The organism is Streptomyces sp. WAC 06738, from assembly GCF_003945505.1.
Lineage (GTDB): Bacteria > Actinomycetota > Actinomycetes > Streptomycetales > Streptomycetaceae > Streptomyces.
This window is the reverse complement of sequence record NZ_CP029618.1, coordinates 416,331-436,530: the sequence shown is the minus strand read 5'-3', so window position 1 is coordinate 436,530 and position 20,200 is coordinate 416,331. Positions and strand designations below refer to the sequence as shown.

13 protein-coding genes are annotated in these 20,200 nt (G+C 74.5%); 6 read left to right on the top strand and 7 right to left on the bottom strand.

The genetic code is table 11. The annotated features are described in order from the left end of the window. Positions 1-13 precede the first annotated feature (13 nt). Positions 14-1,459, bottom strand: coding sequence for a SpoIIE family protein phosphatase (locus DMB38_RS01630; RefSeq protein WP_125933624.1), 1,446 nt, complete (start codon positions 1,457-1,459; stop codon positions 14-16). 287 nt (positions 1,460-1,746) lie between these two features. Between DMB38_RS01630 and DMB38_RS01625 the strand changes: the two genes are divergently transcribed. From DMB38_RS01625 to DMB38_RS01605, 5 genes are all read left to right on the top strand, one after another. Next, a complete protein-coding gene (locus DMB38_RS01625) occupies positions 1,747-3,165 on the top strand; it encodes a HEAT repeat domain-containing protein (RefSeq protein ID WP_125933623.1) in 1,419 nt (472 codons plus the stop codon). 48 nt (positions 3,166-3,213) lie between these two features. Further along, on the top strand, positions 3,214-6,834 hold the full coding sequence (locus tag DMB38_RS01620) for a hydantoinase B/oxoprolinase family protein (RefSeq protein ID WP_125933622.1): 3,621 nt from the start codon (positions 3,214-3,216) through the stop codon (positions 6,832-6,834). 87 nt (positions 6,835-6,921) lie between these two features. Further along, positions 6,922-8,469, top strand: a complete 1,548-nt coding sequence (locus DMB38_RS01615; RefSeq protein WP_240661912.1) for a hypothetical protein — start codon at positions 6,922-6,924, stop codon at positions 8,467-8,469. Further along, complete coding sequence (locus DMB38_RS01610; protein WP_125933620.1) at positions 8,466-9,365, top strand: hypothetical protein; 900 nt, start codon at positions 8,466-8,468, stop codon at positions 9,363-9,365. Before DMB38_RS01615 ends, DMB38_RS01610 begins: the two co-directional genes overlap by 4 nt. Positions 9,366-9,403: 38 nt before the next feature. Then, complete coding sequence (locus DMB38_RS01605; protein ID WP_125933619.1) at positions 9,404-14,155, top strand: hypothetical protein; 4,752 nt, start codon at positions 9,404-9,406, stop codon at positions 14,153-14,155. A gap of 172 nt (positions 14,156-14,327) precedes the next feature. On the opposite strand, the gene DMB38_RS01600 is transcribed toward DMB38_RS01605, so the two are convergent. After that, a complete protein-coding gene (locus DMB38_RS01600) occupies positions 14,328-14,717 on the bottom strand; it encodes a hypothetical protein (protein ID WP_047014446.1) in 390 nt (129 codons plus the stop codon). Between the two features lie 173 nt (positions 14,718-14,890). On the opposite strand from DMB38_RS01600, the gene DMB38_RS01595 reads away from it, so the two are divergent. Next, a complete protein-coding gene (locus DMB38_RS01595) occupies positions 14,891-15,313 on the top strand; it encodes a roadblock/LC7 domain-containing protein (RefSeq protein ID WP_047014445.1) in 423 nt (140 codons plus the stop codon). 31 nt (positions 15,314-15,344) lie between these two features. Here the strand turns inward: DMB38_RS01595 and glpK are convergent, their stop codons facing one another. The 5 genes from glpK to DMB38_RS01570 form a co-directional block, all read right to left on the bottom strand. Beyond that, entirely contained in the window at positions 15,345-16,865 is a 1,521-nt protein-coding gene (gene glpK / locus DMB38_RS01590; protein WP_125933618.1) for a glycerol kinase GlpK, read from the bottom strand. A 15-nt stretch (positions 16,866-16,880) separates the two neighbouring features. Continuing rightward, positions 16,881-17,615, bottom strand: coding sequence for an MIP/aquaporin family protein (locus tag DMB38_RS01585; protein ID WP_125933617.1), 735 nt, complete (start codon positions 17,613-17,615; stop codon positions 16,881-16,883). Between the two features lie 305 nt (positions 17,616-17,920). Continuing rightward, positions 17,921-18,718: an RNA pseudouridine synthase gene (locus DMB38_RS01580; RefSeq protein WP_240661910.1), complete on the bottom strand. Its 798-nt coding sequence runs from the start codon at positions 18,716-18,718 to the stop codon at positions 17,921-17,923. Positions 18,719-18,748: 30 nt separating this feature from the next. Further along, positions 18,749-19,243: an RNA methyltransferase gene (locus tag DMB38_RS01575; protein WP_125933616.1), complete on the bottom strand. Its 495-nt coding sequence runs from the start codon at positions 19,241-19,243 to the stop codon at positions 18,749-18,751. A gap of 55 nt (positions 19,244-19,298) precedes the next feature. Continuing rightward, complete coding sequence (locus DMB38_RS01570; protein ID WP_125933615.1) at positions 19,299-20,126, bottom strand: M15 family metallopeptidase; 828 nt, start codon at positions 20,124-20,126, stop codon at positions 19,299-19,301. Between the last annotated feature and the right edge of the window lie 74 nt (positions 20,127-20,200).

Here is a 20,200-nt window from a genome sequence, read left to right as displayed (position 1 = left end):
GGGGCGCGGTGGCTCAGCCCGTCACCCTGGCCACGAGCACGCAGGCGTCGTCCCCGCGGCGTCCGCCGCCGAACTCCTCGACGACGGCGCGCAGGCACTCCTGCGCACCGGGTGCGGCGGCGAGCCGCGGGGCGAGCGCGAGCAGCCGCTCGCGGGCCGGCTCCGGGCTGCGGGCGCCGAGGCCCGCGGTATGCAGCAGAAGCAGGTCGCCGGGCTGTAAGACCTCGCTGACCTGCGCGTACGACGTGTCCGCGGTGGCGCCGAGCAGCACGCCCTCGGGGGCGGTCAGGGGACGGCCCGTGCCGTCGCGGAAGAGCAGCGGCGAGACGTGCGCGGCGCGGGCCCAGCGCAGGGTACGCGCCGCCGGGTCGTAGCGGCAGCAGACCGTGCCGACGAGCACAGGCTGCGCCGACACCTCCAGCAGCTCGTTGGCCCGGCCGAGGAGCGCGGCGGGATCCGCACCGCCGAGGGCCATGCCGCGCAGGGCGCCGAGGAGCATCGTCATCCCGGCTGCGGCCGGGACGCCGCGGCCGGCGACGTCGCCGACGCCGAGGAGGGTGTCGCCGCCGGGCAGCGGCAGCGCGTCGTACCAGACGCCGCTGACAGGGGTGTCGGCGGCGGCCGGAAAGTGATGTCCGGCCACGGTCAACGCGGCCGGGTCGCCGGCCGGCAGGTGGACGGCGCCGCGCCACGGCGGCAGCACCGACTCGTGCAGCTCCCGGGCGATGCGCCGCTCGGCCGCCGCGAAGTGCCGCTCGCGCTGGAGCGCGGACTCCGACTCCCGCACCGCCTGGCGGCTGCGGCGCAGCTCGGTGACGTCGCGCACGACCGTCCACATCGACTCGGTCGCGCCCCCGGCGTCCAGGACGGGCTCGCCGACGACGTGCAGGGTGCGCGGCGCCCCGTCCGGGCGGCGGATGCGGAACTCGCCGTCGATCGGCTTGCCGTCGACCAGGCAGTCCGTGACCATCGCGGTCAGCCGCGGCTGGTCGGCGGGGTCGAACCAGGACGGCAGCTCGTCCAGCGAGAGCGGGCCGTCGCCGGGGTCCCTGCCGAAGATGTCGAAGAGTTCGTCCGACCAGTCGACGATGTCCGAAAGCAGATGCCACTCCGCACTGCCCACCCGGGGCTGCGGCCGGTCCAGCGGGTCGGCGGGGAACACCCCCGCCGGTCCTTCGCCGTCCTCGCGGTCCGCGTCGACCGGGTGACCGGCGCGTAACTGCCCCAGCTGGACCGTCAGGGAGTCGAGCTGCCGAGCGGCGAGGTCGCACAGCGCGCGCTGCCAGCGCAGCTCGGCTTCCTCGGCGTCCCCCGCGGCGGCGATCGTCTCCCGCCGTACCGCCTCCAGGCTGCCGCGCAGCCGGGCGATCTGGGCGAGAAGGGTGGCCACGGGGCTGCGTTCCGGCTGCTGGGGTGCGTGCGGGCCCGCGGCGCGGGGGAGTCGTGAGGCGGCGGCCATGGCGTGATCTCCGATACCTTCCGGCCCGGGCTCCGGCGTCGTTGCCGGCCTGCGGTTCGCCGTTACGACTGTGGCACAGGCGGCGACGCTGCGTAAGGCGTTTCGCGAGACCCGAGCAGATGCTTGTGGCATATGCCCAGCGGCCGGTTCACGACCGCACTTCACCCGACCTCCGCACTCCAGTAAGCTGCCGCGGCAATGGAGCCGGCAGCCGGTCGGTGGCCCGGTCTGTCCGTTCCGCGGAAAATTCCGTTGCCAGCGGTCCCACCACCCCGGATGCTGACGTCATGTTCGAGCCAGCCATAGCGCCCAGCGGCACCCTCCTCGGCCTCCTCCAGCGAGGCCGGGGCGACGGGACCCTGCACGCACTCGCCGCGCCGAGGGCAGAAGCCCTCCAGGCGCTGTACGAGTGCGTGATCGACGACCCCAGGCACGACTGGCAGGTGGAGAACCGCTCGCTCTATTACGCCCGGCTCTGCCTGGAGCTGGACGCCCCCGTGGACGCCCTCGCCGACCACCTCTTCGCCCCCGACGACGTGCTGCGCCCCGACGAGCAGCGCACCGGGCTCACCCTCTCCGTCCTCGGCCACCTCGCCTCGTACGGCCGTGACGACGCCCTGAAGCTCCTCCGCCGCTACGCCGCCGCCGGCGGCTGCTGGCAGTGGGCGCTCGACGAGCTCGCGCTGCGTGACGACGACGCCGGGCTGCGCGCCCTGGCCCCGCACGTGCTGGCCCGCTTCCCGCGCACCCCCGAGGGCGAGCGCGAGCTGGCCGCGGAGATGCGCGGCGCGTTCGAGCCCCGGCCCTGGCGGCTGTGGGCCGAGGACCCCGAGCTGGGCGCCCGGGTGCGCGCGGCGCAGGAGCAGGAGAGTTTCGACCGCTGGCAGCGCCAGCTCCGCTCCCGCGGCCCGCGGCCCGGCTGGAGCGTGGCCGAGATCCTCCGGTGGGCGCAGGACGGCCTGGAGCAGTACCCGGCGCAGCCCCGGCACGCCGCCGCGGCCCGCTGCCTCGCCGCCGTCGCCGGGCCCGAGGACCGGCCGGAACTGCTCGCCGCGGCCCGCGCCGGAGGCGACGGCGCCCGCGCCGCCGCCGTCGCGCACCTCGCGGCGACCGGCGACCCCGAGACGTACGACCTCATCGAAGCCGCCGCCTGCGGTCCTTCCGAGATCCTCGCCGAGGCCGCGCTCGCCACCTTCGGCCGGATGTGCTCCACCGCCGCCCTCGGCACCGCCCGCAGTTGGGCGGGCCGCGAGGACGCGCTCGGCACCGCGGCCGGGGTGATGCTCGCCCGCCGGGGAGCCGCGCGCGACGCCCGTGCCGTACGGGCCGTGCTGCTGCGCCGCGTGCGCGACGGGGGGCCCGACGCGCCGGAGTTGTGCGATCTCGTCGCCGGCGCGGGCCGGCTGGCGATCGCCTCCGCGGCGCCCGTGCTGCGGCACATCTACCGCGAGACGGGCAGCTCGCAGCTCCGCGGAGTCACCGCCCGCGCGCTGGCCGCCACCGACCCGTCGTTCCCCGCCTCCTTCGCCGTCGAGTGCCTGTGGGACTGCGAGGACACCACCCGCGAGATCGGCGCCCGGCACGCCGAGACCGCCGACGCCCGTGTCGTCGCCCGGCTGCGCAGCCTGGCCGCCGACCCGGCGGAGGACGGCGACGTGCAGAGCACCGTGCGCACCCGCATCACCCCCGACGGCGCCGCCGGCTGACCCGTCACGCGTCCTTCACGTACGGTCGCACCCTGCGACAATGAGCGCATGACGGCGCCCTGGCAGTTCTGGATCGACCGCGGCGGCACGTTCACCGACGTGGTGGGCAGACGACCGGACGGCACCCTCGTCGCCCGCAAGCTCCTCTCGCACGACCCCGGGCGCTACGGCGCCCACGACGACGCCGCGGTCGCGGGCGTGCGGCTGCTGCTCGGGCTCGGGCCGGACGAGCCGGTGCCCGCGGAGCGCGTCGAGGTGGTCAAGATGGGCACCACCGTCGCCACCAACGCACTCCTCGAACGGAAGGGCGAGCCGACGGTCCTCGTGGTCACCGAGGGGTTCCGGGACGCGCTGCGGATCGCGTACCAGAACCGGCCGCTCCTCTTCGAGCGCCGCATCCTCAAGCCGGAGGCGCTGTACGAGCGGGTGATCGAGGTACCCGAGCGCGTCGGCGCCCACGGCGAGGTCGTCCGCGCGCTGGACCTCGATGCCGCTCGGGCGGCGCTGGCGGACGCGTACCGCGACGGGTACCGCAGTGCGGCCGTCGTCCTGGTGCACGGCTACCGCTACGCGGATCACGAGCGGGCCGTCGCCGAGGAGGCCCGCCGGGCGGGCTTCACGCAGATCAGTTGCGGCCACGAGGTCAGCCCGCTGATGAAGCTCGTGCCGCGCGGCGACACGACCGTCGTCGACGCCTACCTGTCGCCTATCCTGCGCCGGTACGTCGACCGCGTGGCCAGCGAACTGCCCGGCATCCGGCTGCAGTTCATGCAGTCCAACGGCGGCCTGCGCGAGGCCACGCACTTCCGCGGCAAGGACGCCGTGCTCTCCGGGCCCGCGGGCGGGGTCGTCGGCATGGTCCGCTCCTCGGCGGAGGCGGGCCACGACCGCGTCATCGGCTTCGACATGGGCGGCACGTCCACCGACGTGTCGCATTACGCGGGCGAGTTCGAGCGCGACTTCGACACGCGGGTGGCGGGCGTACGGATGCGCGCGCCGATGCTCAGCATCCACACCGTGGCCGCCGGCGGCGGCTCCGTCCTGCACTTCGACGGCCGCCGCTACCGGGTGGGCCCCGACTCCGCGGGCGCCGTCCCCGGGCCCGCCTGCTACCGCCGCGGCGGGCCGCTGACCGTCACCGACGCCAACGTCATGCTCGGCCGCGTGCAGCCGCAGCACTTCCCCGCCGTCTTCGGCCCCGGCGGCGACCAGCCGCTCGACGGCGACGCGGTGCGGCGGGCGTTCACCGAGCTGGCCGAGACGTCCGCCGCGGCCACCGGCGACCGGCGCTCGCCGGAGGAGGTGGCGGCCGGGTTCCTCGACATCGCCGTGCTCAACATGGCCAACGCCGTGAAGAAGATCTCCGTGCAGCGCGGCCACGACGTCACCCGCTACGCGCTCACCAGCTTCGGCGGTGCCGGGGGCCAGCACGCCTGCGCCGTCGCCGACGTGCTCGGCATCTCCACCGTCGTCGTCCCGCCGCACCCGGGGGTGCTCTCCGCGTACGGCATCGGGGTCGCCGCGGCGACGGCGATGCGGGAGCAGGCCGTGGAGGCGGAACTGACCGGCGAGTCGATGCCGCGGATCCGCCAGGTCTGCGCGGAGCTGGCGGAACGGGCCGCGGCGGACCTCACGGACGAGGGCATCCCGGCCGCCGCGGTGGACACCGCGGCGCGGGTGCACCTGCGGTACGCGGGCACCGACTCGGCGATCGCCGTACCGCTGGCGGCGGAGGCGGAGATGCGGGCGGAGTTCACCGCCGTGCACCGCAGGCGGTTCGCGTTCACGATGGACAAGCCGATCGTCGCCGAGGCCGCGTCCGTGGAGGCCGCCGCCGAGCAGGCCCCCACCACGCGGGAGGAGGTCGGCGAGGCCGCCCGCACCGGGGGCGCGCCGCAACCCGCCGACTGCGTACGGATCTTCACCGACGGGCAGTGGCGCGAGGCCGGGCTGTTCCAGCGCGCGGAACTGCGCGCCGACGACACCGTCACCGGACCCGCGATCATCGCCGAGGAGGGCTCCACCACCGTCGTCGACCCCGGCTGGCAGGCCGCCGTGCACCACCGCGGCCACCTCACGCTCACCCGCGTCCGGCCGCGGCCCGCGACACAGGCGGTCGGCACGGGCGTGGACCCCGTGATGCTGGAGGTCTTCAACAGCCTCTTCATGGCGATCGCCGAACAGATGGGCGTACGGCTGGAAAGCACCGCCCACTCCGTCAACATCAAGGAACGGCTCGACTTCTCCTGCGCCCTCTTCGACGCCGAGGGCAACCTGATCTCCAACGCGCCCCACATGCCGGTGCACCTGGGGTCGATGGGGGAGTCCATCAAAGAGGTGCTGCGGCGCAACCGGGACGGCGGCCACGGGCTGCGGCCGGGTGATGTCTACGCGATCAACGACCCGTACCACGGCGGCACCCATCTGCCGGACGTCACCGTCGTCACGCCCGTCTTCGACGATGCAGGGCGGCAACTGCTCTTCCTCGTCGCCTCCCGCGGCCACCACGCCGAGATCGGCGGCATCACGCCCGGATCGATGCCCGCGTTCAGCCGCACGATCCAGGAGGAGGGCGTCCTCTTCGACAACTGGCTGCTCGTCCGCGACGGCGAACTGCGCGAGGCCGAGACGCGCCGGCTGCTGACATCCGGCCCGTACCCCTCGCGCGCGCCCGACGCCAACCTCGCCGACCTGCGCGCCCAGATCGCCGCGAACAACAAGGGCATCGACGAACTGCGCCGCATGATCGGCATGTTCGGCCTGGACGTCGTGCAGGCATACATGGGGCACGTGCAGGACAATGCCGAGGAGTCCGTGCGGCGCGTCATCGCCGCCCTCGGGGACGGCACGTACCGCTACGAGACCGACGCCGGCGCGGTCATCGAGGTCGCCGTGCGCGTCGACCGCGACGCGCGCGGCGCGGTGGTCGACTTCACCGGCACCTCGCCGCAGCAGCCGGGCAACGCCAACGCGCCCAGCTCCGTCGTCATGGCCGCCGTGCTCTACGTCTTCCGCACCCTGGTCGCCGAGGACATCCCCCTCAACAGCGGCTGCCTGAAGCCCCTGGACGTGCGCATCCCGCCCGGCTCGATGCTGGCGCCGGAGTTCCCCGCGGCCACCGTCGCCGGGAACGTCGAGACCTCCCAGGCCGTGACGGGCGCGCTGTACGCGGCGCTCGGCGTACAGGCCGAGGGCTCCGGGACGATGAACAACGTCACCTTCGGCAACGACAAGGCGCAGTACTACGAAACCGTCGCCTCCGGCTCCGGCGCGGGCGACGGCTTCGCCGGCGCCGACGTCGTGCAGACCCACATGACCAACTCCCGCCTCACCGACCCCGAGGTGCTGGAGTGGCGCTACCCGGTGCGCGTCGAGGAGTTCGCCGTACGGGACGGCAGCGGCGGCCGGGGCCGCTGGGAGGGCGGCCGCGGCGCGGTCCGGCGCATCCGGTTCCTGGAGCCGATGACGGTGACGCTGCTGACGGGCCACCGCCGGGTGGCCCCGTACGGGATGGCGGGCGGCGCACCCGGCGCACTCGGCCACAACGCCATGGAGCGCGCGGACGGCACCGTCGAGCCGCTGGAGGGCTGCGACACGGTGGAGGCGGCCGCGGGGGACGCGCTGGTGGTCGAGACCCCGGGCGGCGGCGGCTACGGCGAACCGGAGTGAGCGACCGCGGAGTCCCGGCGTCGCGGGGCTCAGGCCGCCGCCCCTCCGGGCCGTCCGGGCCGGCGGCCGGTCGTGCCGTTTCGGCCGATGTCGGTGGCACCGCCTAATCTGTCCGTCGTGACTGCTCCGACCACCGCGACGCCCGCGCCCGGCGCGCCGCGGCCCGCTCCGGGCCCCGCCGCCGACGAGGGGCTGGCCCGCCGGCTGCGCGCCCTGGCGTGCACGGCTCCGCTGCACGACCTGGACGCCCGCAAGGCGATGCTCGCCGGCGAGTTCGGGGTGTACGCGATGGCGGAGGTGGCCCTCTCCGCCATCGATCTGGTCACCCTGCAGATGGACTTCGACACCGGCGCCGAGCCCGACGAGGTCATCGCCCGGCTGCTGCCGCGCGTCGCCGCCCAGGCGCCGCTGCGCCCTCGCGCCGAGCACGAGCGGGTGGCGCACTGGGTTCTGGACAGCCTCGTCAACGTCGGCAGCGTCGACCGCGGCTTCCGCGCGGTGTACGGCACCTTCGGCCACGACGGCGCGTACGTGCGCAGGGAGTACGACTTCAAGCTCCTCGAAGAGGTCCCGGGACCCGGCGGCGCCGTCTATCTGCGGACCACCGACGAGGCGGTCAACGTGCTGGTGGGCGCCCTCGACACCGACGTCACCAGCGCGCAGATCGCCGCCGAGGTCAAGCTCGAGGTCCTCATCAGCCGCGGCCGGCTCGCCGACGCCCAGCTCGCCGCCGAGCAGGCCCGTTACCGCACCGTGCAGTACGCCGAGACGCTGCGCCGCGCCCTGGAGGCCACCCGGCGCAACGTGCGCGCGGTCGACTGGCTGCAGACCGTCCCGGCGATGATCGACGAGGCGCTGGACCACGTCGCCGACCGGTACCGGCACGAGAACGCCATCCTCACCAACATCCGCCGCGCCCGCGACGAGGCGGAAGACCCCGACCACAAGCGCCGCGCCGCGGAGCTGGTCGACATCGTGAAGGACTGCATCCGCCGCCACACCCAGCTCCAGACCCGGCTGCTGGACGCCGGCCCGCTGTTCCGCGCCGAGCAGGACCGGCAGGCGTTCGCACCGCCCGCCGCCCGCACCGGCGTCGACCTCTACGGCCAGCTCCTCGCCCCCGTGCTGCCGCTGCCCGTCTCCGCCGCCCACCGCGTCACCGACGCCTTCTTCGCCCGCGGCACCGGGCTGCGCGCCCCGCACGCCGTACGCCTCGCCGACCTCGCGGAGCTGCTGCTGACGCCCCCGCTGGAACGGGCCCACCTGGGCGCCGAGATGCCCGAGCCCGACCTCGTCGCCACCCCGGACGACAGCCGGTTCAGCGAGGAGCAGCTCGCCGCCGCGGGCGAGCTGCTCGACCTGCCGCCGGACGCGCCGCGCCGGCTGTCGGGGCTGCTCGCCGACGCCCGCCGCCGCGACCCCGAGCTGCCGTATCTCGTCGCCCTCCTCGCGGTGCACGCCGCGGGCCCCGCGGTGGGGACGGCGTACCGGCAGGGTGACGAGCGGCTGCTCTTCGCCGTGGACGACGGGACGCAGATGGAGGACGCCGAGTTCGGCGGCGCCGACCTCATCGTCGGCACGGCACTGCTGGACGCCGCCGGGATGGCGGCGGGCCGGACGGAGGCCGCCTCGTGATCCACGACCCCGCGACCGCCCCCGGGACGGCCGCCGCGACCGGGGGCGCCGACGGCCACCCGCCCGCGGTCACCCCGGCCGACGCCGCCGACGCCGCCCGCCTGGTCTCCTTCGGCCTCCAGCCCAAGCTGCTGCCCGCCCGCGACCTGGAGTACGGAGAACTGCTCCGGCGCTACCGGGAAGAGCCGCCCTTCGCCCGCCTCGCCGACGCCGTCGCCACCGGCCTCGGCCTCGTCGTGCTGGAGGTCTCGACCCGTACGGGCATGGCCGTCACCGCCGCCGAGGACTCCGTCTTCGCCGTCCGCATGGGCGACTACGCCCGCCGAGCCGCCACCGACTCCGCCGACCGCTTCCTCCACGGCCTGGCCCATCTCGCCGTCGCCGCCATGGCGTTCCCGCGCCCCGAGGACCTGGCGGACGACGGCTACATCGGCCGCGTCAGCGTCAACGGCGTCGACGCCTTCGTCCGCCAGGCGTGCCGCCGCCTGGAGGAGCGCGCAGAGGAAGCCGCCGAGAACACCGACCCGGCCGAGGGCGAGCGCGGCCTGGAGGCCGCCTGGCGGGTGTACGCGCGCCGCAGCGCCACCGGCGCCACGAAGGACGCCCGCCGGCTCGCCGGCTCCACCACCGGCATCATCGGCAAGGCGATGGCGTTCCTCACCGACTCCGGCTTCCTCCAGCGCACGTCGGACGACGCCGGCGGCACCTACCGCACCACCGCCCGCTACCAGTTGCAGGTGCGGGACATGGCCGGCGGCGCGGCCATGTCCGAACTGCTGGAGCTGGGCGTCGTGCCCGTCGCCGACGGCAGCGCGACCCTGGTGCCCGCCGCCGACGACGGCGAGATCGCCGGCGGCGCGCTGCCGTTCTTCCCCAGCCAGCACGAGCGGGCCTGACGGCCGGTCGAGACGTCACGAGCGAAGGCCGCAATCGCATGTACGAGCTGTCCCGCATCCGCCTCTACTCCATCGGACCCGCCGGTGCGCGGTACGCCGACACCGTGCTCGACCTGCGCGGCGTCGGCGCCGAGGTGCCCCAGCCCGCGCCCGCCCAGGGCGATTTCTTCGCCGCCGAGCCCACCGGGCCGCCGCGCCGGCCCGCGCCCGCGGGCGTGCTCTTCCTGGAGAACGGCGGCGGCAAGTCCGTCCTGCTCAAGCTCATCTTCTCCGTGATGCTTCCCGGCCATCGCAACACCCTGGGCGGCGCCAGCTCCGGCGTGCTGCGCAAGTTCCTGCTCGCCGACGACACCGGGCACGTCGCGCTGGAGTGGCAGCACACCGTCACCGGCGAGCAGATCGTCGTCGGCAAGGTGAGCGAGTGGCGCGGCCGGCAGGTCTCCGGCGACCCCCGGAAGTTCGCCGAGGCGTGGTACTCGTTCCGTCCCGGGCCCGGGATGAGCCTGGACGCGCTGCCGGTCGCCGAGTCCGCGGCGGTGCGCCCCGCCGCCGAAGGCGCCTCGGGCGCGCGCGGGCGGCGCCGCACCATGAAGGGCTTCCGGGACGTACTGACCGAGGCCGGCAAGGCGTACCCGCACCTGGACGTGGCGTGGGAGGAGATCCACGAGCGGTGGAACGAGCACCTGACGCGCCTCGGCCTCGACCCGGAACTCTTCCGCTACCAGCGGGAGATGAACGCCGACGAGGGCGAGGCCGCCGGGCTGTTCGCGGTGAAGAACGACTCCGACTTCACCCACCTGCTGCTCCGCGCCGTCACCGACACCCGCGACACCGACGGTCTCGCCGACCTCGTCCACGGCTTCGCGCACAAGCTGGGCCGCCGCGCGGAACTGACCGCGGAACGCGACTTCACCGCCGGCTCGCTCGACCTTCTCGAGCACATCGTCGCGGGCGCGGAGCAGCGCGCCCGCGCTCGCGACATCCTGGGCGGCGCCGAGCGCCGGGCCCGGGCGCTGGCCGCACGGCTCACGGCGCGGGCCGACGCGGAGCGCGCCCGGGCGGCGGAGCTGGCCGGGCAGGAGCGGACGGCCGCGGAGCGGGTCACGGCAGCGGAGTCGTCCCGGCGCGACAGTGAACTGATCGCCGCGGAGCTGGCGTACCGGCACGCGTCGCTGGCGCTGGCCGCCGCGGAGAAGAGCGCGGCGGGCAAGCGCCGCGAGCTGACCGACGCCCGTACGCTGCACGCCGCCTGGCAGGCCGCGGAGGCGGTGCTGCGGCACCGCGCCGCCGCCGACCGCGCGGCGCGCGTCTCCGCCGCCATCCGCGAGGCCGAGCGCGACGCCGCCCCGGCGCTGGCCGCCCGCGCGACGGCGGCCACCGGGCTCGTACGCGCGCTGCACGCAGCCGCCCGCGACGGCGAGACGCTGGCGGCGGAGCAGGAGGAGCGCTCGGCCCGCCTCCAGCAGGAGTCGGAGACGGCGCACGCCGACGCGGTCGCCGCCGCCACCCGGGCGCAGCGCGCCCGCAGCGAGACCGACCACCTGCGCCAGCGGCTCGCGGAGGTCGCGCAGGAGACGGCGGAGGCGGTACGGGCCGGCTGGCTCGACACCGACCCCGCCGCCCCCGACACGGACCCGGCCCGCGCGGCCCTCGTCGCCGGGGACGCCGAGAAGGCGGCGGTCGCCGCCTGGGACGAGGCCCGCGAAGCGGCCCGTACGGCGGCGGACCAAGCGCGCGAGACGGCGGCGGACCTGGCCCGCGCCGAGCTGGCGGCGGCCCGCGCCACGGACGCGGCGGAGGCGGCCGAGGCGGCGTACGGCACGGAGCGCCGTGCGGCGGAGTCGCTGGCGGGGGAGCGGCGGCTGGTGGAACTGCTGGGCCTGCCGGAGGCGGAGGGCGAGGGCGGAGAGCAACGGGCGCTGAGCGCCGTGGAGTTCGACCGCGCGGCCGACGAGCTGCGGACGCTGCTCGACGCGCGGGTCACGGACGACGAGCGGCGGCTCTTCGACCTGCGCACCGCCGCCGGGGACGACGCCCGGATCCTCGCAGCCCTCGGCGACGGCGGGCTGCTGCCGCCCGGTCCCGACGTGCTGGCCGTCGTCGACTGCCTCGGCGAGCACGGCATTCCCGCGCTGCCCGGCTGGCGTTACCTCGCGCAGGCCGTCGACCCGGCCGACCACGCCGCCGTGCTCGACGCCCGCCCGGAGCTGGTCGACGGGGTCGTCATCACCGACCCGGACACCCACGCGCGCGCCCGCGAGGTGCTGCGCGAAGCGGCGCTGCTGCCCCGCTCGGCCCTCGCCGTGGGCACGGCCGCCGCGCTCCTGGCGCCGCCGCCCACCGGGGAGCGCGACGGCGGCGTGTTCCTCGTGCCGCCCAACCCGGCGATGCACGACGAGCGCGCCGCCGACGAGGAACGCCACGCCCTGCGCGCCCGCGCCGCCGACCGCGACGAGCAGATCCGCGTCCTGGCCGCCCGCCTGGCGGCCGACCGGACGCTGGCGGCCCGGCTGGCTTCGTGGCGTACGGGCTGCCCCGCCGGCCGGCTGGCGGAACTGGCCGCCGCCGCGGAGTCGGCCCGTACGGCATCGGCCGCGGCGGACGAGACGCTGACCCGCGCCCGCGCCGGGGCCGAGGACGCCGCGGCCGCCGCCGAGGAGACCGCGCGGGCCCGCGAGGAGCGCCAGGACCAGGCCCAGCGCGCGCGCCGCAGCGCCGACGCGCTCGCGGGCCTGGCCCACCGCCTCCGCGAACGCTCCGGCTGGCAGGCCCGCCTCCGCGAACTCGCCGACGAGGCCCTGGAGTACGAAGCCCGGGCCGCCGACTGCACCGCCCGCGCCCGCGCCGCCGACGAGGACCGCCGCGACGCCCAGCGCGCCGCCGACGACGCCCGCCGTACGGCGCGCGCCCTTCGCGCGGAGCGCGCGGAGATCGCGGGCGTGGCCGAGGAACTGGAGGCCGAGGCGGCGGACGAGGCCGCCGAGGCCGGAGGCGGACCGTCACCCGGGACGCTCCAGGAGCCGGACACGGCGGCGGACGGCGACACCGGCCCCGCCGAGGGCGCGGCCTCCCGGCCCGAGGGCGGCGCGCGGCGCCGGGCCCGGCTCGCCCAGGCCGCCGCCGCCGACGCGGCCCGTGCCTCGCTGCCCGCGCTGCGGGAGGCGTACCGGGCCGCCTCCCAGGTCTACGAGAAGGTCGGCGTCGGAGCCGATCTCCGCGCCGAGCAGGCGCGGGCCGAGAGCGAGGAGTCCGCCGCGCTGGCGGAGCTGAACCGGCTCAGCAACAAGGTCCGTACGCGCGCCGCCACCCTCCTCGCCGGGCCCGACGGCGCCGACGCGCCGTCGCGACAGGCCGCCGCCGCCCGCGCCGAGTCCGTCGTGCACCTGCTGGAGTCCCGCTCCGCCGCCGCCAGCGAGACCCTGGGCCGGCTGCGCGGCGACGCGGAGCGGCTCGCGCCCGCGGCGGGCGAGGCGCACACCGAGCTGCCCGAGGACCTCGTGCCGGACGGCGCCGAGCAGGCCCAGGCGCTGCTGCGGTCCGCCGCCGCCACCGCCGCCGGGCGCGCCGACGAACTCGCCGCCGCCACCGAGGCGCACGCCGGGCTGCGCCGCGCCTGCGCCGCCGCCGAGGACGCCGCCGGCGCCTTCGCCGAGACCGCCGCCATGCTGCGCGACCTGCTCCGCGGCCCCGCCGCGGGCGAGGAGCAGGACGACGCGGGCGACGCGGAGCCGTTCCCCGGCGGGCTGGACGGCGCCCGGCAGGCCGCCGCCGAGTCCCGCCGCTCGCTGCGCGGCTGCGCCGCGGACCTGGCGACCGCCGAGTCCGCCCTGCGCGACGCGTGCGACGTCCTCGTACGGCACGCCAACTCCACCCGCTACGAGCAGGTCCGCACCCCCGCCCGGCAGCAGATCCGCGAACTGCCCGCCGCCGCCCTCCCCGAGCACGCCGCCGCCTGGGCCGCGGCCTTCGCGCCCCGGCTGCGCGTACTCACCGACGAGCTGGCGCAGTTGGAGCGGAACCGCGACGGCATCGTCGACCGGCTGCGCGGCCTGGTCGAGTCCGGCCTTGCCACGCTCCGCGCCGCGCAGCGGCTGTCCCGGCTGCCGGAGGGGCTGGGGGAGTGGTCCGGGCAGGAATTCCTGCGTATCCGCTTCGAGGACCCCGACCAGGCGACCCTTTCCGAGCGCCTGGGCGAGGTCATCGACGAGGCCACGCGCGCGGCCGTACGCAAGAACAGCGACCTGCGCCGCGACGGCACGACCCTCCTCCTGCGCGGCGTGGACGCCGCGATGGCGCCCAAGGGCGTGGCGGTGGAGATCCTCAAGCCGGACGCGGTGCTGCGCGCGGAGCGGGTGCCCGTCGGGCAGATGGGCGACGTGTTCTCCGGCGGCCAACTGCTCACCGCAGCCATCGCGCTGTACTGCACGATGGCCGCCCTCCGCGGCAACGACCGCGGCGACGACCGGCACCACCACGCGGGCACGCTCTTCCTCGACAACCCCATCGGCCGCGCCAACGCCACGTATCTGCTGGAGCTGCAACGCGCCGTGGCCGATGCCCTCGGCGTGCAGCTCCTCTACACCACGGGCCTCTTCGACACCACGGCGCTCGCGGAGTTCCCCCTGGTGATCCGGCTGCGCAACGACGCGGACCTGCGCGCGGGCCTGAAGTACATCACCGTCGAGGAACACCTGCGCCCCGGACTGCCGGCCCAGCGGGACGGGGAGGAGCCCTCGGTCGGCGAGGTGACGGCCACCCGCATCTTCCGCCGCCCGCCCGCGGCCACGTAGCGGCTGCCCCTTCGGGTACGGAGCCGGGCGCCGGACTCGGCGGCCCGGCTCCACCGACTCCTGCCGGCAGAAGCGTTGTTGGCGGATGCAACGACAACAAGCCGATATCGCCCGGGGGGCGATCGGATCCGGTCACCGTACGGGGCACGGCGGCGCCGCGGGACCGGCCGGGTCAGACTCCCGCGGCCACCGCTCCGGGCGGCCGGCCGCGCTGGGTACGGCGGCCGCCGCGGCGCTCCCTGCGGGCGCGGCGGGCGGCGCTGCTGGGCCGCGACTCCACCCCGTACCGCTGCTTCCACACCTGCCGTGTCACCCACACGTCCAGCACGCCCCAGGTCGCGACCACGGTGCTCACGACCGTGCTCAGCAGCAGTGGAAAGGCCGGCCACGACCCGCTGACGGTGAACAGCAGCGCGGCCATCGCCTGGCTCAGGGTCACGGCCACGATGATCACGGCGCGTACGGCCGCCGTCCGCACCGGGTCGGGAAGCCTCGGTGTACCGACCGGCTCCTCGACCCAGAGCGGCGATTCGGGGCGCCGCAGCTCCTCCTCCGCAGCCATCAGGTTCCTCTCCCGCTCGACTGCCGGGTGCCCAGGGTCACTGCCCCGCACGCGGGGTGACGAAAGCCCCGGGTACCCATGTTCACACGTTCCGATGTGTCAACGTTCGAAGGGGGCTACGAGTTGCCGGGGCGACGGTAGTAGGCTCTGCCGACTGGGGAAGGGACGCGGGCATGGTTGTGCAGGGTGGGAACAGACGGCACCCGGCCGGGGGCCGGTTGAACTGGCTGCTCGACGATCTGGTGGGGCGGCTGGCGAGCGTGCGGATGGCGCTGGTGCTGTCCTCCGACGGGTTGCCGATGAGTGTCTCCGAGGACGTGAGCAGGGAGGACTCCGAGCATCTGGCGGCGGTCGCCTCCGGCATCCACGGTCTGGCCAAGGGCGTGGGCACGCACTTCGAGGCGGGATCCGTACGGCAGACGCTCGTGGAGCTGGACGACGCGTTCCTCTTCGTCACCGCGGCGGGCGACGGCAGTTGCCTCGCGGTGATGGCCGCGTCGGACGCCGACATCGGGCAGATCGCGTACGAGATGACGCTGCTGGTCAAGCGGGTCGGCGAGCACTTGGCGGCGGCGCCGCGGGGCAGCAGGTCCTGACGGCGGACGGCCGCGCCGCGGCGCCGCTGCGTCAGCCTGCGCCGTCCTCCTGGTCGTCCTGCCAGCCGAAGCTGCGCTCGACGGCCTTGCGCCAGTTGCGGTACTCGCGTTCCCGCGTGCCCTCGTCCATGTGCGGCGTCCACTCGGTGTCGCGCTTCCAGTGGGAGCGCAGCTCGTCCTGGTCCCGCCACACGCCCGTGGCCAGGCCCGCGGCGTAGGCGGCGCCGAGGCAGGTGGTCTCGGAGATCACCGGCCGCATCACGGGCACGCCGAGGACGTCCGCCTGGTGCTGCATCAGCAGATTGTTGGCGGTCATCCCTCCGTCCACCTTCAGGTCCGTCAGCCGTACCCCCGAGTCCTCGTACATCGCGTCGACGACCTCGCGCGTCTGCCAGCTCGTCGCCTCCAGCACGGCGCGCGCCAGGTGCGCCTTGGTGACGTACCGGGTGAGGCCGGTGACGACGCCGCGCGCGTCGCCGCGCCAGTACGGGGCGAACAGCCCGGAGAACGCTGGGACGATGTACGCGCCGCCGTTGTCGTCCACGCTCGCCGCCAGCGTCTCGATCTCCTCGGCGGCGGAGATGATGCCGAGCTGGTCGCGGAACCACTGCACCAGGGCCCCGGTGATGGCGATGGACCCCTCCAGGCAGTAGACGGGCGCCTCGCCGCCGATCTGGTAGCCCATGGTGGTGAGCAGCCCGCTCTTCGACGGCACCGGCCGGGTCCCGGTGTTGAGCAGGAGGAAGCTGCCCGTGCCGTACGTGTTCTTGGCCTCGCCGACGCCGTAGCAGGTCTGGCCGAAGATCGCCGCCTGCTGGTCGCCCAGGGCGGAGGCCACGGGCACGCCGCCGAGCTGTCCCGTGCAGGTGCCGTAGACCTCGGCGGAGGAGCGGATCTCCGGCAGCATCGCGGCCGGGAGGTCCATGGCCGACAGGATGGACTCGTCCCACTGGTGGGTCTCGATGTTCATCAGCATGGTGCGGGAGGCGTTGGTGACGTCGGTGACGTGGACGCCGCCGTCCACGCCGCCGGTGAGGTTGTAGATCAGCCAGGAATCGACGGTGCCGAAGGCGATCTCGCCGTTCTCCGCGCGGCGGCGCAGGCCGGGCACGTTGTCGAGCAGCCAGGCGGCCTTGGGGCCTGAGAAGTAGCTGGCGAGCGGCAGCCCGGTGCGGTCGCGGAAGCGGTCCTGGCCGTCCTCGCCGCCGAGTTCCGTGCACAGCGCGGCGGTGCGGGTGTCCTGCCAGACGATGGCGTTGTGTACCGGCTTGCCGGTGGCCCGGTCCCACAGCACGGTCGTCTCGCGCTGGTTGGTGATGCCCACGGCGCTCAGCTCGTCGGCCCGCAGCCCCGCCTTGGCCAGTGCCCCGGCGACCACGGCCTGGGTCTTGGCCCAGATCTCGGTGGCGTCGTGTTCCACCCAGCCGGGCCTGGGGAAGATCTGGCGGTGCTCGCGCTGGTCGACGGCGACGATGGCGCCGTTCTGGTCGAAGACGATGCAGCGGCTCGATGTGGTGCCCTGGTCGATGGCGGCGACGTACTTGTCCGTCATGACGTCCCCTTGCTGCTAGAAGGCGAGTTTGTAGATCAGCGCGCTCAGCACGCCGCCGATCAGCGGGCCGGCCACGGGTATCCAGGCGTAGTTCCACTCGCTGGTGCCCTTGTTGGGTATCGGCAGCAGCGCGTGGGCGATACGGGGACCCAGGTCGCGGGCCGGGTTGATGGCGTAGCCCGTGGGGCCGCCGAGCGACAGGCCGATGCCGACGACGAGCAGCGCGACGACGAGCACCTGGGTGCCGGACTCGGCCAGCCCTTCGGTGAGGCCGAAGGCGAGGATCGGCAGGACGAGGCCGACGGTGGCGATGATCTCGGTGACGAGGTTCTGCCACGGCTGGTAGATCTCCGGGCGGGTGGAGAAAATGCCGAGCGTCTCGACGGACGTCTCGCGGTTCGCGTTGCGGGCGAACTGGCCGTAGTAGACGAGCCAGGCGAGGACGGCGCCGATGATCGCGCCGAGCATCTGCGAGGCGATGTACAGCGGCACCTTCCCCCAGTTCTCGTTGCTCTCGACGGCCACGCCGAGGGTCACGGCCGGGTTGATGTGCCCGCCGGACAGCGGCGCGGCGGTGTAGGCGCCGGCCAGCACGGCGAAGCCCCACCCGAAGGCGATGACGACCCAGCCGGATGCTTTGGCCTTCGATTTCTCCAGGGTGACGGCGGCGCAGACGCCCGCGCCGAACAGGATCAGAATGGCGGTGCCGATCACTTCACCGGCGAAGATGTCCCCATTGGGATAGTCCACTGCGGCTCCTCGATCAACCACCGGGATCGCCGTCCCGGCCGAGACGAAGGGTGCGTTCTTCCCTGGCTGTTGCCATGACGTCGAGCGCCGGCAGGGGAGAGAGGTCCACACCCCGACCGGCGTCGCTGCGAGCGCGCGTCAGCGAGGCGTATCGCCGGTGGGAGACAGAGCGGCGGGGGCCGTCGTGCGGCGATGCCCGACTGACATCCGGCAGTGTTCACCTGCCCTGATGGAGCGTCAAGACACTGGACACGACGGCCTCAAATGTATTTTCGACACCGCTGGTCGGGGCCGGACCGCGCGCGTCACGCCGGGCGGAGGAGCCGCGCGCCGTCGCGGAGCAGGCGGTCGATCGCGTCCGGGGTCAGCGTGCCGGCCAGCGGCTCCCAGAAGCCGCCGTCCGGTTCCGCGACCACGTCGACGCGGCTGCCGTCGCGCCAGGAGGCGTCGAAGCCCAGCCGCCAGGAGTGCAGATGCGTCCGCAGGCCCGCCGCCGCGGCGGTCTTGTCGAAGAGCGGGTCGCCCAGGATCGGGTGGCCGATCCAGGCGAGGTGGACGCGGATCTGATGGCGCCTGCCGGTGACCGGGCGGGCGATCAGCACCGAGTGCCCACCGTCGCTCCAGAGCGTCCGGAAATGGGTGGTCGACGGGTAGTTCTTCCCGTCGAGTACGTCCTCCTCCGCGACCCACCAGCGGCCGTCCGCCTCGTCGGCCCGGATCGCCTCGCGCGCCGCGGCGATACGCACCCTGTTCTTGCGCCCGACGCCGAGCGGCAGCTCGATCGTCCCCCGGCCGGGCAGCCCGGTGGTGCCGGTGACGACCAGATACGCCTTGTCGACGGTCCGCTTGTTGAACTGCCGGGTCAGGCCGCCGTGCGTGGCCAGGTCCTTGGCGAAGAGGACGACGCCTGAGGTGACCTTGTCGACGCGATGGGCCGGATAGAGCTGCTCTCCGGCCTCCGCGGCGAGTTCCACGAGATCGGTGCCGTGCCGTTCACCCATCACGGAAATCCCGGCGGGTTTGTTCAGCACCAGAACGGACTCGTCCTCCAGGAGAACGGAAGCGTCGCGGATCTCCCGCCAACTCGGCACCGTCATCTGCATGTCTCTCATCGAATTCGGGCGGGTTCCGGATCAGCCTTCGGGGTACTGCTTGCAGTACTCGTACAGCGCCATGGCCGTCGCGGTCGCGACATTGTAGCTGTGCGGCATTCCCCAGACGGGAATCTCGACGCAGTCGTCGACGAACTTCAACTCCTCCTCGGTGAGGCCGAGCCGCTCGTTTCCGACGGCGAGGGCCGTTTTCCGGGGGAAGGAAAAGCTGTGCAGATTGTGGGAGTTGGTCGTCTGCTCCAGGCCGACGACCCGGTATCCGGCCGCGCGGAGATCCTTCAGCACCGGCGGCAGGGTCCTGCGGACCTCGATCGTGACGTGGTCCGTGCTGTCCCGGGCGACCTCGGGGTCGACTTTCGCGTTTCCGCACGCGATGACCCTGGTGATTCCGCAGCATCCCGCGGTGCGCACGATGCTGGACAGATTGGCGCGGGTGCGCAGAGGAGCACATGCCACGACGATTTCACGCTCTCTGGTGAGCGTGGCCGGCGGCCGATGCCGAATGTGGTCGAACATAATCGGCCCAGTCTACAAGGGTGGACCGGGCCGGCAGGCCGCCGGCCGCGCTCCGTCAGCGTCCGTCGCCGGACAGCGAGCGGCGGTGGACCGGGAAGTCGAAGTACGTGTCCGGGAACGGCTCTCCCGCGAGAGCGAAGTGCCACCACTCGTACGCGTAGTTCACGAAGCCCGCCGCCTCCAGACCGTCCTTGAGCCGCAGCCGGTTCGCGCGCTGCTCGCCCTGGATCCGCTCGTCCAGCGTGTGGCTGAGAGTGTCGAAGCAGTCGTAGCCTGTGCCCATATCGAGGGAATTGTCGGGGAAGCGCTCCTCCTGCGGGGCCGCGCAGTCGACGAGCGGCTCGCCCGGCACGTACGGACGGGTCTTCCCGGCCGGCAGCTTCACCAGGGTGAGGTCCACGACGCTGCCGCGGCTGTGGCCGGAGCGGGCGGCGATGTAGCCGTCCTCGAAGAGCCGGGACTTGTCGACGCGCGGGTAGAACTCGTCCTTCATCCGCTGGTCGCCCAGGTCCTCGGCCCAGGAGACGAACTGGTCCACGGCGCGCTGCGGGCGGTAGCAGTCGTAGACCTTCAGGGTGTAGCCGTCCCGGAGGAACGCCCGCTGCGCCTTCCTCAGCGCCCGGGCGGCGTCCTCGGTGAGGATGCACATCGGCTTGCGGTAGCCGTCGATGCGCTCGCCGGTGAAGTTGTGCGGGGTGACGTAGCGGATGTCGTGCAGGATCGTCGGGTCCACGTCGGAGAGCGCGACGAACTCCTTCGGAGCCTTCGGCTCCGGCTTCGCGGCGGCCGGGGGTGCCGCGGTGGCCGTGACGGCGAGGGCTGCGGCGGCGGCCAGGACGGCGAGCCGGGACAGGGGGCGCGCGAGGGCGGCTTTCATGGGCATGGCCCTTTCACTATCGCAGCGGGCGCGCGCGGGGAAGGGGACGGCGCGGGGCTGTCCGGGTGTACGGAACGGGG

Coding starts and splice junctions, on each gene's coding strand:
- DMB38_RS01595 (WP_047014445.1), top strand. CDS start 14,891: ATGGTTGTGCAGGGTGGGAACAGACGGCACCCGGCCGGGGGCCGGTTG.
- DMB38_RS01620 (WP_125933622.1), top strand. CDS start 3,214: ATGACGGCGCCCTGGCAGTTCTGGATCGACCGCGGCGGCACGTTCACC.
- DMB38_RS01570 (WP_125933615.1), bottom strand. CDS start 20,126: ATGCCCATGAAAGCCGCCCTCGCGCGCCCCCTGTCCCGGCTCGCCGTC.
- DMB38_RS01600 (WP_047014446.1), bottom strand. CDS start 14,717: ATGGCTGCGGAGGAGGAGCTGCGGCGCCCCGAATCGCCGCTCTGGGTC.
- DMB38_RS01575 (WP_125933616.1), bottom strand. CDS start 19,243: ATGTTCGACCACATTCGGCATCGGCCGCCGGCCACGCTCACCAGAGAG.
- DMB38_RS01615 (WP_240661912.1), top strand. CDS start 6,922: ATGTCGGTGGCACCGCCTAATCTGTCCGTCGTGACTGCTCCGACCACC.
- glpK (WP_125933618.1), bottom strand. CDS start 16,865: ATGACGGACAAGTACGTCGCCGCCATCGACCAGGGCACCACATCGAGC.
- DMB38_RS01605 (WP_125933619.1), top strand. CDS start 9,404: ATGTACGAGCTGTCCCGCATCCGCCTCTACTCCATCGGACCCGCCGGT.
- DMB38_RS01580 (WP_240661910.1), bottom strand. CDS start 18,718: ATGCAGATGACGGTGCCGAGTTGGCGGGAGATCCGCGACGCTTCCGTT.
- DMB38_RS01630 (WP_125933624.1), bottom strand. CDS start 1,459: ATGGCCGCCGCCTCACGACTCCCCCGCGCCGCGGGCCCGCACGCACCC.
- DMB38_RS01625 (WP_125933623.1), top strand. CDS start 1,747: ATGTTCGAGCCAGCCATAGCGCCCAGCGGCACCCTCCTCGGCCTCCTC.